A 14,074-nucleotide genomic window follows, 5' to 3' on the forward strand; every position below is an offset into this window, starting at 1 on the left:
CCCCCCCCCCCCCCCCCCCCCCCCCCCCCCCCCCTCGTTTTATGCCCGTTCACGGGCGGATCGCTTCAAAGATCATGCCGTCGCACCTGGCGCGCGCGAGCCTGCCCTCCTCCGGGGTGCGCACCGTCCACGCGAGCAGCGGAAGCCTTTTGCGGCGGCATTTCAGCCGCAGCTTTTCGGTGATGCCGCCCAGCTCGTAGGCGACGAACTGGGGCCTCGAAACGCAGTTGAAGAGCATATGCCGCAGGGCGTAGGCGCGCAGGCCGTCCCGCAGGCCCTCGTACTTCCGGCAGGCGAGCTGGCCGCACACAAGATGGGGCGCGTTTCTCCGCAGCCACCAGACGGTGAGGGGGTTGAAGGACTCGAGGATCACCGGGCCGCGGTAGCCCGCGAGCTCCCGCACGAGCGCGCGCTCCAGCGCGCCGGGGAGCCCGCCGTTTTTAAGTTCGATGAGCAGCGGCACCCGCCCGTCCACACATTCGAGCACCTCCCGCAGCAGCGGGATCGTGCAGGCGGTGTCGCCCAGCCGCAGGCGGCGCAGGCTCCGGAAGTTCATCCGCTCCACCGTCCCCCGCGCTCCCGTCATCCGCCGCAGGTCATGGTCGTGGAAGACCACGAGCGTCCCGTCCGCCGCGCGGTGCACGTCCAGCTCGATCGCATAGCCCGCCTCGGCCGCCGCGCGAAACGCGGGCAGGGAGTTCTCGGGGACCCCCTTCCCCGCCGCGTGCAGCCCCCGGTGGGCCACCTTCTGATATCCTTTCAGCAGCATTGCGCATAATCTCCATGACAGATTTGATCGGCCGGTTTCCCGGCCGGTTCCATTTTACCACGCGCCGCGTCCCGCCGCAACGCCCGCTCGGTCTTTCCGGGGAAATTGAATAAGATTTCACGCATTATTCACATTTGGCGGGTATAATGAAGTTGTTCTTTACCGGACCCAACACAGCTTTCAGGAGGAACCGACATGAAAAAATGGATTTCCCTGCTCCTCGCCGTCCTGACGGCGTCCGCGCTCGCGACCGCCGCCTTCGCGTCTTCGATGGGCGGTGTCGTCAAGCCGAACGAAAACGGCGACAACACCGTCACCTTCGGCAACGACAACGTCACCTACGCCAAGCTCTCCTTCAAGGCGGATTCCGACGCGGAGAAGTTTTACGTCGAGCTGTCGACCGACTGGGACGACTGCGCCTACGGTGCCGACTTCTACGACCTCGACGCCTACCTCTACGCCTTCACGGTGAACCCGTCGATCCCCGCCACCTCCGCGCCCACCCTGCTGCTCTACAACCGCTTCGTGGATGAAGACGGGGAGCTGACCGTCAAGCCGGGCGACGTGACGATCTACCAGGTGAAAAAGACCGGCCTCACCGACGTGACCTCCAGCTTCACCGCCACCGAGACGGGAGACGGCGACCCCGTCTTCGCGATCCGCACCCGCGCGCCCGGCACCTATGTGATCTCGGCGCAGAAGGTGGAAAACACCTCCGGCGCGCTCTCCCCCCGCAGGGTCACCGACGCCGACCGCGCCGAAGAGAAGCGGGACGCCGCCTCCAAGCCGGCCTCCGACGTATCCGGGGCGGCCCCCGGGACCAAGGCCGTCCTTCCCTCCTTTGCCAAATGAACCCGCGCGTCCCGTCCCCGCCCGCAAAGGGCGGGGACTTTTTTTCGGCCGTCCGCAGGAAAACGCGCCAAACGCCGCACTCTATGGTTGGACCTTTGCGCATTTTGTGATATGATTGTGTTGCGCGGCGACCGCCCGAGGGGCGTCGCGGCCAGATGTGGGGGGATTGCCATGGGTAGCAAGGACTACCGCGCCAGGAAAATCGAATATTACGGGCGCCCGATGGGCGCGCTGAATCTCTATATCTATCTGCTGCTGCCGGTCTTCGTCGTCTGGCAGGCGGTCAGCTTTACCTGGCGCGCCACCGTTGCAAGCGCCCAGTTCGAGACGGTCACCGAGTTTTTATCGGCGTTCATCATCCTCGTCCTCGGCGCCGCGGCGTGGCTCTCGGTCTACGGCGTCGACCGCTACGCCTTCTTCAGCAACATCGTCTTCCTCTTCGCGGCGGGGGCATCGCGCGTCATCCAGACCTTCTTCCCCACCCTGCTCGACGGGCGGGGCGGGGCGGTCTCCGCCGACCTCCAGGCGGCCGTCGCCCCGGCGGCGCAGGCGGCCCTGTCGATCTCCGGCGGGCTCACGGCCTTCTTCTCCTCCCTTCAGGAGGGGGTCGCCGCCGCGGCCGGGAGCTCCCTGTCGATCTTTTCGGGCGGGGGCATGGGCGCGATGGGCGGCATGGACCCGTCCGGCGGGATGGGCATGGGGATGGACGGTATGATGGGCGGCGCGCAGGCCGCCGGGAACACCTCCCTGATCGGCAAGCTCGTCGGGCTGTTTGTCAAGACGGGAGAGGACTTCACCCTCTTTGCCAACACGGTCGAGTGCGGCCTCTTCGTGCTCGTCTGCCTCTTTTTCCTTTTTTACTTTTTCGGCAACCGGAAGTTTTTCTTTTCCTCCCTCGAGGATTTCCGCGTGCGGGATGAGGCGGGCTGAGAAAACCCTCGGATCCGGTCCCGCCCCGGCGGGGCCAGATCCGTTTTTCCCCGCACCCCTCCCCCCGTCCGCGCATATCCTGTCAATGGGGGTGTTCCCCCGTTTCTTTGGGAGGTAACCAAAGATGCACCGCTCTGCCACACCATGCCTTCCCGGGCATCCACCAGCCGTTCTCCTGTTACACCCGACCCTCCTGTTATAACCACACCGGCACAGAGATCCCGCGCCCGCGGCCTTCGCGGGCGCGGGCGGGGCCGGCGGCGCGGGAGGCGGCGATCACATAAGGGCCGGGCGATGGGATTTTTCCCATCGCCCGGCCCTTCCTTATACCCCCGGGGCTATTTTGACAGAGGGAGCCTCGCGGCGCGCACCTCTTCGATCGTCGGGATCGAGGAGGACGCGCCCTTTTTGGATACCGCCAGCGAGGAGGCCACCGACGCGAGCCGCAGCGCCTCCGCCACCGTCTCCCCTCCCAGCGCCGCCGCGAGGAAAAAGCCGGTGAAGGTGTCCCCCGCGGCCGTCGTGTCCACAACGGGCACGTCGTACACCCCTTGGGAGAGCCGCGTTTCCCCCTCCCCGTAGAGGACGCCGCTCTTCCCCAGCGTCAGCACGATACGGGAGCCGGGGAACCGCGAGAGCATCTCCGGCAGGATTTCCAGGGGGTCCTCCCTGCCGGAGATCTGCGCGCCCTCCACCTCGTTGAGGAGGAAGATATCCACCTTCCGAAGGTCGCACGCAAGCATCCGCTCGTCGAAGGGTGAGGGGTTGAGCGCAATGGTCATCCCGCGCTCATGCGCGCGGTCGATCAGGTAGTCCACGAGGTTTACCTCATTTTGCAGCAGGAGCAGGTCCCCCGCGCCGAAATCCGCGAGGACCCCGTCCGCGTATTCCCGCGTGATCGCGCGGTTCGCGCCGGGATAGAGCACGATGCTGTTCTGTCCCTTCGCGCTCACCTGGATGATCGCGTTGCCGGTGCGGGTTCCGGCGGTGCGCACGCGGCTCACATCCACGCCCGCCTCCCGGCAGACGTCGAGCAGCATGCCGCCGTCCTCTCCCACCATGCCCGCGTGGCAGACCTCGGCGCCCGCGCGCGCGAGCGCCACCGACTGGTTGAGGCCCTTGCCACCCGGGAAGACCTCGAGCCCCCGGGAGGTGATCGTCTCGCCGGGCGCGACGATGTGGTCGAGGGAATAGACATAGTCGATGTTGAGGGAGCCGAAATTCAATACACGCATCGCGGGGCCCCCCTCAGTATTCGAGCGCGACCGGCCCGCCGCTCACCGGCAGCCAGTCGGCGGGGCGCTCCCCCGCCTTGGCGAGGTAGTAGTAGCCGGCGGGCTTTCCGAGCCCGCGGCAGGCGTCGTGCCAGACCTCCCGCGCCATGACGGCCGCCTCCCCGGGGGAGAGCAGCACCGCGCGCACGTCCTCCGCGCGCGGCGGCTCGCCGCCGCGGGCCAGCGCCACGCAGAGGATGACCGGCTCCGCCATGCAGAAGATCGCCTCCTCAGTGTGGGCGTGCTTCTCCATCGAGCGCACCTCGCAGGGCGCGGCCCCGCCGATCGTGTAGCCCAGGTGCCCCAGCGTGTCGATGAGGGGGGCTTTGGTCATGTGGTCCTCATAGGCGTCGGTCTTCGTGTGGGACACCCGTTCGGCGTCCTCCTTCAGATTGTAGTAGGTCCCGTAGGGGGTAAAGTCGAACTCCCCGATGGGGATCGCCTTGATGGTCATCCTATCCAACCCTTTCCGGCCGTCAGACGGCGTTTTTCTTGAGCTGATCGAGGTTCGTCAGGCACATCACCACGACGGTGGCGATATAGGGGGTCATCAGCACGAGCTGCGAGGGGATGTTGAAGCTCTGGAGGCCGACCGACACCGCGTCCGCGAACGCGAAGATCAGGCAGGCGAAGAACGCCTTGAAGGGGTCGCCCTTGCCGATGCGCGCGGCCGAGACCGCGAGGAAGCCCTTGCCGGCGGACATGTTCTCGGTGAACATCGAGATGCCGCTCAGCGGCAGGCAGGCCCCCGCCGCGCCCGCGAGCACGCCGGTGATGATCAGCGAGGCCCATTTGTACTTGGTCACCGAGACGCCCGCGCTCTGGATCGCCTTTTCGTTGAGGCCGACGCCCCGCAGGCGCAGACCGAAGCGGGTCTTGTACATGACGATCTGCGAGACGATCACGACGGCGAAGGCCGCGTAAACGAGGATGTTGTGGTTGTTGAGCAGCTCGCCCACGAAGGGGATCCTGCCCAGCAGCGGGATGTCGATGCTGCCGAAGCTCTTGATGCGCGGATCCATGATCGAGCCGCGGATGTGGAAGATGTTGAAGAGGAGCAGCGAGGTGAGCCCCCACGCGCTCAGGTTCATCGCGATGCCGACGACGATGGGGTCGGACTTGAAGTGCAGCACGAAGGTGCCGAAGATCGCGGACATCACGACGCCGCTGACCATGCCGAAGAGCAGCCCCATGAACGCGTTCTCGAAGAGGTAGCTGCCCCAGGTGGCGAAGAAGGCGCTCGTGAGCACGTAGCTTTCCAGCCCGATGTTGAAGATTTTCGCCTTGTGGCCGAAGACGCTGCCCATCGTGGCCAGCGCGAGCGGCGCGGACAGGCGGACGGTCGCCGCCAGCGTGGAGGTGCTCAGCAGAATTCCCAGCATCTCACTGCACCCCGCTTTCCTGTTTGCGCAGCATGCGCAGTTGTTTCTGGTCGCAGAACCACTTGTAGAGCGCCTCGTAGTCGATCGCGACAAGCAGCACGAAGAGCGCCTGGAGCACCGAAATCACCAGCCGGTTGGTCTCGGTGACGCGTTCCATGTGGAAGGAGCCGCTCTTGAGCGCGCCCCAGATGAACGAGATGAAGATGACCGCGATGGGGTTGTTCTTGGCGATCGAGGCGATCATGACGCCGTCCCAGCCGAGGTTGGTGGCGAAGCCGGGGCGGAACTTGCCGAAGGTGCCCATCATTTCGGTGCCGCCGCACATGCCCGCGATGAACCCGCTGAGCAGGAAGATCGTCAGGAAGGTGCTCTTGTAGTTGACGCCGCCGAACTTGGAAAACTTGAGGTTCTCACCGACCATCTTGAGCTCGTACCCCTTGACGGTGTACTTGTAGAGCAGGTGCACCAGGATCGCGATGCCGATGGCGATGAAGATCGCCGTCGTCGCGCTCGTGCGCGGCAGGAGCACCGACAGGCGCGCGGTCGGCTGCATGTCCGGGGTGGCGATCGCGTCGGCCAGCTCGGACGCGTCGAAGCCCATGTACTTGAAGGTCAGGTACTCGGTGAAGAGCAGCGCCGCGTAGTTGAGCATCAGGGTGCTGATCAGCTCGTTGACGTCGAGCAGCAGCTTGAGGATGGCGGGGATGAAGGAGAAGATCATGCCGCTGAGCCCCGCCACCAGCAGGCAGACGACGATATGTACCCCGCGGGGCATGAGCAGCTGGTAGCCGACGACCGCCGAGACGAACGCGCCGAAATACATCTGCCCCTCGATGCCCACGTTCCAGATGCCCGATTTGAAGGCGATGACGGCGGAGATGCCGGTGATGATGCTCGGGGTGGCCCATCGGATCGTGGTGCCGATCGCGCTGACGCTGCCGAACGCGCCCACGCCGAGCGCCTTGAACGCCTCCGCCGGGCTGTTGCCCTGGGAAAGGATGATGATCGATCCGATGATCATGACCAGCAGCGCGGCGACGAGATATTTGAGGACGGTGAGCTTTCCGTTCGTGGAAAGCCTGAGGTTAAGCTTCATCCCTTTTCCCTCCCAACATGTACATGCCGACCGTCTGCTCGTCCAGCTCGTCGGTATTCCGCAGGTTTCCGGTAATCTCGCCGTTATACATGACGAGGATGCGGTCGGAAAGCTCCATGACCTCGCCGAGTTCGTGGCTCACGAGCAGGACCGAGACGCCCGCCTCCGCGATCTGGATGATCTTCTGCCAGATAAACTCGATCGCGCCCACGTCGATGCCGCGGGTGGGGTCCTCGACGACCAGCAGGTCGTTCTCCTGGCAGAACTCCCGCCCGACGACCACCTTCTGGATGTTTCCGCCCGAGAGGGTGCCGATCTGCGTGTAGACGCTTTCGGCCTTGACCGAGAAGTCCTCGACGACCTGTTTGGAGAACCCTTCAGCCTCCTTTTTGTTGACGAGCAGCGGGTTTTTGAACTTGTGGGCCACATGGTAGCCCATGATGCAGTTTTCCAGGATGCTCGAATCCCGGGCGCAGCCGGTGCCGAGGCGGTCCTGCGGGACGTAGCCGATCCGGTCGACCCGGTGGCCGCGCGGAGAGAGGTGGGTGATGTTCTCCCCCTTGTAGCGGATCTCGCCCGATTCGGGCCTGCGCAGCCCGAAGAGGCTTTCGATCAGCTCTCCCTGCCCCGAGCCCGCGACGCCGGCGACGCCGACGATCTCGCCCTTTTTCACCGAGAAGCTGACGTTCTTGACCTTGACGACGCCGTCGTCGCTCTTGACGGTCAAATCCTTCACGGCCAGCAGATCCTCGCCGATCTCCTTTTCCTGCTTCTGGGTGTTGAAAAGCACCTCGCGCCCGACCATCAGGCTTGCGAGCAGCTGCTCGCTGGCCTCGGCGGGGGTCAGGTTGCCGGTGACGCGGCCGTTTTTGAGCACCGTAATATAGTCAGAGATCTCCATTACCTCTTTGAGCTTGTGGGTAATCAGGATCACAGTTTTTCCGTGTTCAGTCAGATAGCGGATCGCATCGAACAGGCCCTCGATCCCCTGCGGGGTGAGCACCGCGGTCGGCTCGTCGAGGATGATGATGTCCGCGCCCTTGTAGAGGACCTTCACGATCTCCACCTGCTGGAGGAGCGAAACAGGCAGGTCCTGCGCCTTTTCGTCCAGCGGGATGGAAAACTTGTACTTGTCGCAGATCTCCTGGATATCCTTCCTCGCCTTTTTCCTGTCCAGGAAATATCCCATGCGGGTGGTCTCAAAGCCCATCATGAGGTTTTCCAGCACCGTAAGCTCGGGATAGAGCATGAATTCCTGGTGGACCATGCCGATCCCGCATTTCGCCGCGTCGTTGGGGTTGCGGAACACGACCTTTTTGCCGTTGACGAACACCTCGCCCTTGCTCGGCTTATAGATGCCCGCGATCATGTTCATCAGCGTCGACTTGCCCGCGCCGTTTTCGCCGATGATCGAATGCACCGACGCGCGCTTCACCGTCATGTTGATGTCCTCGTTCGCGACGAGCGAGCCGAAGTATTTGCACATCCCCTTGACTTCCAGAATGACGTCTTCCATAATTGCCTCCATCCTGAGCGGAACCATTCCGTCCGTTGGATTATTCGGCGGGCGGCAGGAGCCTTCCTGCCGCCCACCGGAGCGTTCGGGGGTTATTTTACAACGTTTTCGTCCTCAGTGACCTGGATGGTGCCGTTCTTGATGCCCTCGACGATCTCGAGCACGCCGTCCTGCAGCTCCTTGGGGAGCTTGTCAAAGTCGCGCTGATCGTACATCGGGAGCCCCTGCGCCAGGCCGTAGGCCTTGTCGCCGCTCTCGTAGGTGCCGTCGAACACGCTCTTGCCTTCCACATAGAGGGCCTCGTCGAACGGCTTGAGGGCGGACCAGAAGACGCACGGATCGACGTCGCCCTGGTAGTCGTCGCTGCCGATGCACTTGATGCCCTGGTCGGCGCAGCCGGCGATGACGCCGAGGCCGCTGCGGGAGGCGGACTGGAAGATGAGGTCGACGCCGTTATTCTGGATCATCAGCTTGGCGACTTCCTGGCCCTTGACGGGGTCCTGGTCGTTGCCGACATAGGCAACCTCGACGGGGATGTTCTCATCGACGTGGTGCACGCCGGCGATGAAGCCGTCGCGGTACCGGCGGCTGACGGGACGGTCCGCGTGGGCGATGAAGCCCACCTTCTTGGCCTCGGTGGTGTTCGCCGCGAGATAGCCCGCGATGAAGGAGGAGGCGTACGGGTCGACCGAGATCGAGCTGACGTTCGGCTCGTTCGTCTTCATGTAGACGTCCGCGAGGATGAACTTGGTGTCCGGATACTCGGGAGCCACCTTGACGGCCAGCTCGGACAGGTCGCCCCACATGCAGTAGACGGGGTTGGCGCCCAGCTCGGCCATCGCGCGGACCTGATCCTCATATTCCGCCTTGTCGAGCGTCTCAATGATCTTGAGCTCGGCCCCGGTCTCGGCGGACAGCTTCTCAAGGCCCTTCACGCACAGCGCGATGAACGGGTCGCCCACGGGGGACGGGATGAGCAGCGCGATCGGCTTGTCGCCGGTCGGGACGCTCGCTTCGGCCTGTGCGGCGGGCTCCTCGGCGGGGGCGGCGTCCTCGGAGGGCGCGGGGGCCGCTTCGGAAGCGGGGGCCTGGCTGGCCTGCGAGGGGGCGGGGGCGGTCGCGCAGCCCGCGAAGACGCCCGCTAAGAGCGCGAGGCAGAGAAGCAGAGAGATCGATCTTTTCATTTTTTCATAACTTCCTTTCTTCCTAGCTTATCGTTAAGAGGCTTCCTTTCCTCCTGGGTCCGTTATTCCTGCCAGTGCTTTAAGATCGCGTCGGTCGTCTTTTCCGAAAGGGAGGTGATGCTCTGGGTTTCCATCGTGCGCACGTAGGTGTCCAGCCGGTCCTCGAGCGGCTCGGTGAACTTTTTGTCGAGCGCCGCCGTCCCGAGCATCGCGCCGTAGGCGTGCCCGATCGGGCCGCCGGTGCAGTCGTTGTCCTGCCCGGACATCATCAGGATGCTCATCGCCTTTTGGTAGTCGTTGCCCGCGAAGTAGATCGCGATCACCTCGGAGGCCATGTTCGGGTAGCAGTGCACCCAGTTGTAGTGCTTGTATTTTTCCTCGCACAGCTCCCACGCCTCGCGGTAGGTCGCCGATTTCTCGCACGCCTCGAAGGCGAACTCGAGCACGGTGTAGAACTCGCTGTCCATCGGGATGGCGCGCATCGCCTTCTCCAGAACGGTGCGCATGTCGGTCTCGACGTAGGCCATCGAGACGAGCACCGCGTTGAAGACCTCCGCGAGGATGCCGTTGTTGTGGTGGGAGACCCGCCCGTCCTTCCAGGCGAGCTCGGCGGCCAGCCTGGGCCTGCCGGGGGCGAGCGCGCCGCAGATGGCCGCGCGCATCGCGGCGCCGATCATCTCGCGGTAGGGATTGACGAGGTAGCCGCTCTGCGGCGGATAGATGCCCGAGCGCATGTGGCGCAGGGCGACCTCCTCGGCCGTGTAGGCGAAGGGGATGAGCCCCACCCACTTGTCGGCGATGTCGTCGGAATCGATCGCGTAACCCTTTTCACGGAACGCCTCGAGCAGCGCGAGCTCGAAGGTGATGTCGTCGTTGAGGGTCTCGGGGGGCTTGACGTAGCCGTCGATCTCCCCGAACACCTCCCACAGCCTGGAGGATTTGAAGCCCTCCACCGCCGTGCCGAGCGCCGAGCCGATGATCTCGCCCAGCCAGCCCGCGTGCACCCGGTCGAAGAGCTCCTCCCGGCCGGGAAGCCGGTAATCGGGATAGTCGCAGAGCTGCGCGTTTTGCAGGTACTGCTCAAAGCTCTCGTAGACCACGTAGGACCAGTAGGGGTGCCCCTCGATCTTGGGGGCCTCGGCGAGCGCCTTGAACACCCGCGCGTTGAGGACCTGCAGGTCGATGAGGCGGTCCTCCCGGATCGCGTCGAACGCCAGCGGAATGAGCTTGTCCGCCTCGGTGACGTCGTAGCCCATGTTCGCCATGCTGCTGATCGCGCCGAGCATCTTGGAGTAGGGCGCCTTCGACTCGGGCAGAGGCTTGGTCCACGCGCCCTTGCCGCTCTCGAGCATCTGGCGCGCCTCCTCGAGGAACTTGCCCTCCAAAAGGTTGTCCCACTGGATGAGGTCGGTGCGGTCCTTCACCGGCACCGCGCCGCTGAACATTTCGTAATCCCATTCCCACGCTTGTTTCATGCGGTAACACTCCTATCTGTAAAATTATGACATGGTCAAAAAATGGGGGTTGTATTATAATGGTCCTGATACTTTCAGGCTGGTACGATCAGGTTTTTTTGCGTTTGCCGCCTGCAATGTTTTGGAAGGAGGACGCCCCATGTCCATCTCCTGCGCGGACCTCAAGGGCCTCAGGCACTTCAAGCAGATCCGGCTGGTCGCCGGTGAAAAGGGGCTCTACCGGCAGATCTCCTGGCCGTTCATCTGCACCACCTCGACCATCTCCCAGTGGCTGCACGGCGGGGAGCTGATCTTCATTTCGGGCGCGGGTCTCGACTGCGGGGAGGAGAGCCTGCTCTCCCTTATGCGTGAATCGGTCTCCAAGGGGCTGGCCGGCATGGTCATGCTCACCGGGGAACGCTACATCCCCGAGATCCCCCCCGTCGCTGGTCGAGCTGGCCGACGCGTCCTGCTTCCCGCTCTTCGAGATGCCCTGGGACGTCAAGCTGATCGACGTGACGCAGGAGATCTCCGAAAACATTATGTACCGCAAGGAGCAGTCGAAGAAGGGGCAGCGGTTCCTGGAACAGCTGCTCTTTTCCGCGGACGACAGCCGCACCTTCGAGGAGCTCTCCGGGCTGTTCGGGATCCCCCAGCGCGCCTTCCGCTTCATCGCGGTGGCGGAGATCCAGGCCGGGGACCCGGCGGCCGCCGCCCTGGACACCATCAAGAGCGACCTCTCCCACACCCTCAAATCGTGCGGCGAGGGGGAGGGGCGCAGCGTCCTGGCGATGGGATATCTCAACACGGTCGTCTGCCTCGCGCTCGGCAAGACCGAACGGGACGCCGACGCGCTTGACAAATGCCTCACCGAGACGTTCGGCGTGCTCTCCAAGCGCTATCCCCACGCGCCGCTGCGCCTCGGCTTCGGACGGGTGTGCCAGAAGGGCTGCCCCATCCGGACGAGCTACTCGGAGGCCAAAAAGGCGCTGGCCACGATGGCCAAGGGGATCAGCCGGGAACAGGTGCTGCACTATTCCGAGCTCGGCATCTTCCGGCTGTTCTTTGAAATCGAGAACCCCGAGGAGATCCGGAAGTACTCCCGGGAAAACCTCGGGCCGCTGCTCGAGGCGGACCAAAAGAACGGCTCCGACCTCGTGGGCACGCTGCGCAGCTACCTCTACAACAACTGCAACCTGCTGCGGACCTCCCAGGCGCTCTATATCCACCGCAACACCCTCATCTACCGCCTTAACACGATCAAGGGGCTGCTCGCCAAGGATTTAGACGATGCGTTTGTCCGGCACGAACTCTTCAACAGCATCCTTGCCGCGGAATTCATCGAAAAATAGCGGTTCCTCCCGTAAAAAGCCCCGGTCGGTTTCGACCTGCTCGAACCGCCGGAAGAGGAATTCTCCCCCGCGCACCGAACAGGCGACGCTCGCGCGTTCGCAGACCGCATCAAACTCGTCGGTGGCGTTGAGCACGATAAAGTTGGCGTCCCTGCCCGGCGCGATGCCGTAGGCATCCTGGATGTGCAGCGTCTTCGCGCCGTTCACCGTGATCAAGTCGAGCGCGCCGTAGATCTGCTCGATGCTCGTGAGCTGGCAGGCGTGCAGGCCGGCGTCGAGGATGTTCATGAGGTTCCCCGAACCGAGCGGATACCACGGGTCGGAGATCGAATCCTGCGCGAAGCAGACGTTGAGTCCCTCGGCGAGCAGCTCGGGCACGCGGGTCACGCCGCGGCGCTTGGGGTAGCTGTCGCACCGGCCCTGAAGATGCATGTTCTCGGTCGGGCAGGAGATGAAGTTGAGCTTCGCGAGCTTGAGCAGCTTAAAGAGCTTGGCGGTGTAGGCGTTGTTGTAGGAGGCCATCGCACAGGTGTGGCTGGCGGTGGTCAGTTCGCCGATGCCGCCGAGGTAGGCCTGCGCGGCCAGCTCCTCGAGGAAGCGGGACTGCTCGTCGTCCGTCTCGTCGCAGTGGATATCCACGAGCTTTCCGTATTTGATCGCGAGCTCGACCGCCTTTTTGACCGAGCGCAGCCCGAACTCGCGGGTGAATTCAAAGTGCGGGATCGCGCCGACGACGTCGGCGCCCATCCTGAGCGCCTCCTCGACGAGCTCGTCCCCGCCCGGGAAGGAGTACATCCCCTCCTGCGGGAAGGCGATGATCTGCATGGTGACGAGGTCGGAGACCTCCTCGCGCAGCTCCAGCATCGCCTTCAGGCCGGTGAGGTTGGGGTCGGTCACGTCCACATGGGTGCGGACGTACTGGATGCCGCTCAGGATCTGCTTGCGCAGGGCGATGCGGGCGCGGCGCTTGATCTCCTCCCCGGACATGCCGCCCTTTGTCTCCGACCAGCGCTGGATACCCTCGAAGAGGGTCCCGCTGTGGTTTTTCGCGCCGGGTTCGCGCGCCGTATATACATAATCCAGATGGATGTGCGGCTCCACATAGGGCGGAAGCGTCAGCTTCCCGCCGAGGTCCACCCGCTCGGCCTCCGGATACCGGGCGCCCAGGCCGGGGGCGATCTCCGAAAAGACGCCGTCCTCCACCAAAAGGTCGGTGACGCCGGCGGCGCCCTTGAGCTTCGCGTTCAGAAATAAGGTTCTCTTCATGTGCAGAAATCCCCTTTGATCCAGGCGGGCCGATGGCCGCCGTGTTCTCTGTTAAAAAGCATAGCACAGCGAAACGGCTTCGTCATTGTACCCTGCGTACAAGCATTTGGCGAGCTTTCGGACTTTTTGTACATTGTAGCCACAATCCTTTTCCCTTATCATTTGATTATGTGATGAACATCCAAAAGGAGGGCGCTGTATGTTTGAAGAAGTCAAGATGGAACGGATGACCTGGCGGGAATTTGAGGCGAAAAAGGACCGGGTCCTCATCCTCCCGGTCGGCGCGACCGAACAGCACGGGCCGCACCTGCCGCTCTGCGTGGACGCGGTGCTCGCCGAGCAGTTCGCCTGCCGGCTCGCCCAGGCGGTTGGCGGCGTGGTCGCCCCCACCCTCTCCTACGGCTATAAGTCGAAGCCCCTGAGCGGCGGCGGGCCCCTCTTTCCCGGCACGATCGACCTGAACGGCGCGACGCTCCAGCAGCTCGCCTCCGATCTGTTCGACGAGTTCGTGCGGGACGGCTTCACCAAAATCTTCATTATGAACGCGCACTTTGAAAACGACCCCTTCCTCATCGAGGCGATGGACCTGTGCAGCGCCCGTTATGGGGACCGCGTCACCCTCGTGCTCTCCAACTGGTGGGACCCCATGCCCGAGGAACTGATCGGCCGCCTCTTCGACGAGGTGCCCTTCCCCGGCTGGGCGTTCGAGCACGCGGCGATCACCGAGACCTCCCTCATGCTCTATTTCGCGCCCGAGCTTGTGCGGGAGGAGCTCATCGTCGATTCAAAGGGCGCCGCGCCCTGCCCCTACTTCAAATACCCCATCGATAAAGACGCCATTCCCTCCACCGGGGTCCTCGCGACCGCGCGTTCCTCCTCGGCGGAAAAGGGGCGGCTGATCGTCGAGGCGGTTCTCCCACGCCTCGTCGAGATCGTCGGTACGGCCTTCCCAGGCTGACAAAAACAGGGCGGGGGGGGGGGGGGGGGGGGGGGGGGGGG

The 14,074-nt window shown here is 63.9% G+C and carries 13 protein-coding genes and 1 pseudogene; 5 read left to right on the forward strand and 9 right to left on the reverse strand.

The window, feature by feature from the left end; all coding sequences use genetic code 11:
• Positions 1-49: 49 nt before the first annotated feature.
• Positions 50-769, reverse strand: coding sequence for a glycerophosphodiester phosphodiesterase family protein (locus tag NE609_RS15160; protein ID WP_256152984.1), 720 nt, complete (start codon positions 767-769; stop codon positions 50-52).
• Between the two features lie 195 nt (positions 770-964).
• Here NE609_RS15160 and NE609_RS15165 point away from each other — a divergent pair, with 195 nt between their 5' ends.
• Entirely contained in the window at positions 965-1,621 is a 657-nt protein-coding gene (locus tag NE609_RS15165; protein ID WP_256152985.1) for a hypothetical protein, read from the forward strand.
• A gap of 171 nt (positions 1,622-1,792) precedes the next feature.
• Positions 1,793-2,551, forward strand: coding sequence for a hypothetical protein (locus NE609_RS15170; RefSeq protein WP_256152986.1), 759 nt, complete (start codon positions 1,793-1,795; stop codon positions 2,549-2,551).
• 338 nt (positions 2,552-2,889) lie between these two features.
• Here NE609_RS15170 and NE609_RS15175 read toward each other — a convergent pair whose 3' ends face one another.
• From NE609_RS15175 to NE609_RS15205, 7 genes are all read right to left on the reverse strand, one after another.
• Entirely contained in the window at positions 2,890-3,786 is an 897-nt protein-coding gene (locus NE609_RS15175) for a ribokinase (RefSeq protein ID WP_256152987.1), read from the reverse strand.
• A gap of 13 nt (positions 3,787-3,799) precedes the next feature.
• The gene (locus NE609_RS15180; RefSeq protein ID WP_256152988.1) at positions 3,800-4,279 is read right to left on the reverse strand and encodes an ureidoglycolate lyase; all 480 of its coding nucleotides are present in this window, start codon (positions 4,277-4,279) and stop codon (positions 3,800-3,802) included.
• Between the two features lie 22 nt (positions 4,280-4,301).
• Complete coding sequence (locus tag NE609_RS15185) at positions 4,302-5,207, reverse strand: ABC transporter permease (RefSeq protein ID WP_121587655.1); 906 nt, start codon at positions 5,205-5,207, stop codon at positions 4,302-4,304.
• 1 nt (position 5,208) lies between these two features.
• A complete protein-coding gene (locus tag NE609_RS15190) occupies positions 5,209-6,303 on the reverse strand; it encodes an ABC transporter permease (protein ID WP_101549651.1) in 1,095 nt (364 codons plus the stop codon).
• Entirely contained in the window at positions 6,293-7,819 is a 1,527-nt protein-coding gene (locus tag NE609_RS15195; protein WP_101549649.1) for an ABC transporter ATP-binding protein, read from the reverse strand. Before NE609_RS15195 ends, NE609_RS15190 begins: the two co-directional genes overlap by 11 nt.
• A gap of 92 nt (positions 7,820-7,911) precedes the next feature.
• Positions 7,912-9,003 carry a BMP family ABC transporter substrate-binding protein gene (locus NE609_RS15200; RefSeq protein ID WP_121587653.1) on the reverse strand — a complete coding sequence of 364 codons (1,092 nt, stop codon included), beginning with the start codon at positions 9,001-9,003 and terminating at the stop codon, positions 7,912-7,914.
• A gap of 62 nt (positions 9,004-9,065) precedes the next feature.
• On the reverse strand, positions 9,066-10,478 hold the full coding sequence (locus NE609_RS15205; RefSeq protein WP_121587652.1) for an ADP-ribosylglycohydrolase family protein: 1,413 nt from the start codon (positions 10,476-10,478) through the stop codon (positions 9,066-9,068).
• A gap of 139 nt (positions 10,479-10,617) precedes the next feature.
• Between NE609_RS15205 and NE609_RS17880 the strand changes: the two are divergent.
• Positions 10,618-10,875 (forward strand): annotated as a pseudogene (locus NE609_RS17880) (PucR family transcriptional regulator ligand-binding domain-containing protein); the annotation flags it as partial.
• A 70-nt stretch (positions 10,876-10,945) separates the two neighbouring features.
• A complete protein-coding gene (locus tag NE609_RS15215; protein ID WP_256152990.1) occupies positions 10,946-11,809 on the forward strand; it encodes a CdaR family transcriptional regulator in 864 nt (287 codons plus the stop codon).
• On the opposite strand, the gene codA is transcribed toward NE609_RS15215, so the two are convergent.
• A complete protein-coding gene (gene codA, locus NE609_RS15220) occupies positions 11,741-13,075 on the reverse strand; it encodes a cytosine deaminase (protein ID WP_256152991.1) in 1,335 nt (444 codons plus the stop codon). The genes NE609_RS15215 and codA overlap by 69 nt on opposite strands.
• A 199-nt stretch (positions 13,076-13,274) precedes the next feature.
• Between codA and NE609_RS15225 the strand changes: the two genes are divergently transcribed.
• Positions 13,275-14,033 (forward strand): creatininase, encoded by a 759-nt coding sequence (locus NE609_RS15225; RefSeq protein WP_121587649.1) that lies wholly within the window; start codon positions 13,275-13,277, stop codon positions 14,031-14,033.
• The last annotated feature ends 41 nt before the right edge of the window (positions 14,034-14,074 follow it).

Source organism: Anaerotruncus sp. DFI.9.16, assembly GCF_024461615.1.
Taxonomy (GTDB): domain Bacteria; phylum Bacillota; class Clostridia; order Oscillospirales; family Ruminococcaceae; genus Anaerotruncus; species Anaerotruncus massiliensis.

Excerpts from the sequence above, each read along its gene's own strand:
- NE609_RS15165 (WP_256152985.1), top strand. The coding sequence starts at position 965 with ATGAAAAAATGGATTTCCCTGCTCCTCGCCGTCCTGACGGCGTCCGCG.
- NE609_RS15175 (WP_256152987.1), bottom strand. The coding sequence starts at position 3,786 with ATGCGTGTATTGAATTTCGGCTCCCTCAACATCGACTATGTCTATTCC.
- NE609_RS15215 (WP_256152990.1), top strand. The coding sequence starts at position 10,946 with ATGCCCTGGGACGTCAAGCTGATCGACGTGACGCAGGAGATCTCCGAA.
- codA (WP_256152991.1), bottom strand. The coding sequence starts at position 13,075 with ATGAAGAGAACCTTATTTCTGAACGCGAAGCTCAAGGGCGCCGCCGGC.
- NE609_RS15225 (WP_121587649.1), top strand. The coding sequence starts at position 13,275 with ATGTTTGAAGAAGTCAAGATGGAACGGATGACCTGGCGGGAATTTGAG.
- NE609_RS15200 (WP_121587653.1), bottom strand. The coding sequence starts at position 9,003 with ATGAAAAGATCGATCTCTCTGCTTCTCTGCCTCGCGCTCTTAGCGGGC.
- NE609_RS15185 (WP_121587655.1), bottom strand. The coding sequence starts at position 5,207 with ATGCTGGGAATTCTGCTGAGCACCTCCACGCTGGCGGCGACCGTCCGC.
- NE609_RS15205 (WP_121587652.1), bottom strand. The coding sequence starts at position 10,478 with ATGAAACAAGCGTGGGAATGGGATTACGAAATGTTCAGCGGCGCGGTG.
- NE609_RS15180 (WP_256152988.1), bottom strand. The coding sequence starts at position 4,279 with ATGACCATCAAGGCGATCCCCATCGGGGAGTTCGACTTTACCCCCTAC.
- NE609_RS15160 (WP_256152984.1), bottom strand. The coding sequence starts at position 769 with ATGCTGCTGAAAGGATATCAGAAGGTGGCCCACCGGGGGCTGCACGCG.
- NE609_RS15195 (WP_101549649.1), bottom strand. The coding sequence starts at position 7,819 with ATGGAAGACGTCATTCTGGAAGTCAAGGGGATGTGCAAATACTTCGGC.
- NE609_RS15190 (WP_101549651.1), bottom strand. The coding sequence starts at position 6,303 with ATGAAGCTTAACCTCAGGCTTTCCACGAACGGAAAGCTCACCGTCCTC.
- NE609_RS15170 (WP_256152986.1), top strand. The coding sequence starts at position 1,793 with ATGGGTAGCAAGGACTACCGCGCCAGGAAAATCGAATATTACGGGCGC.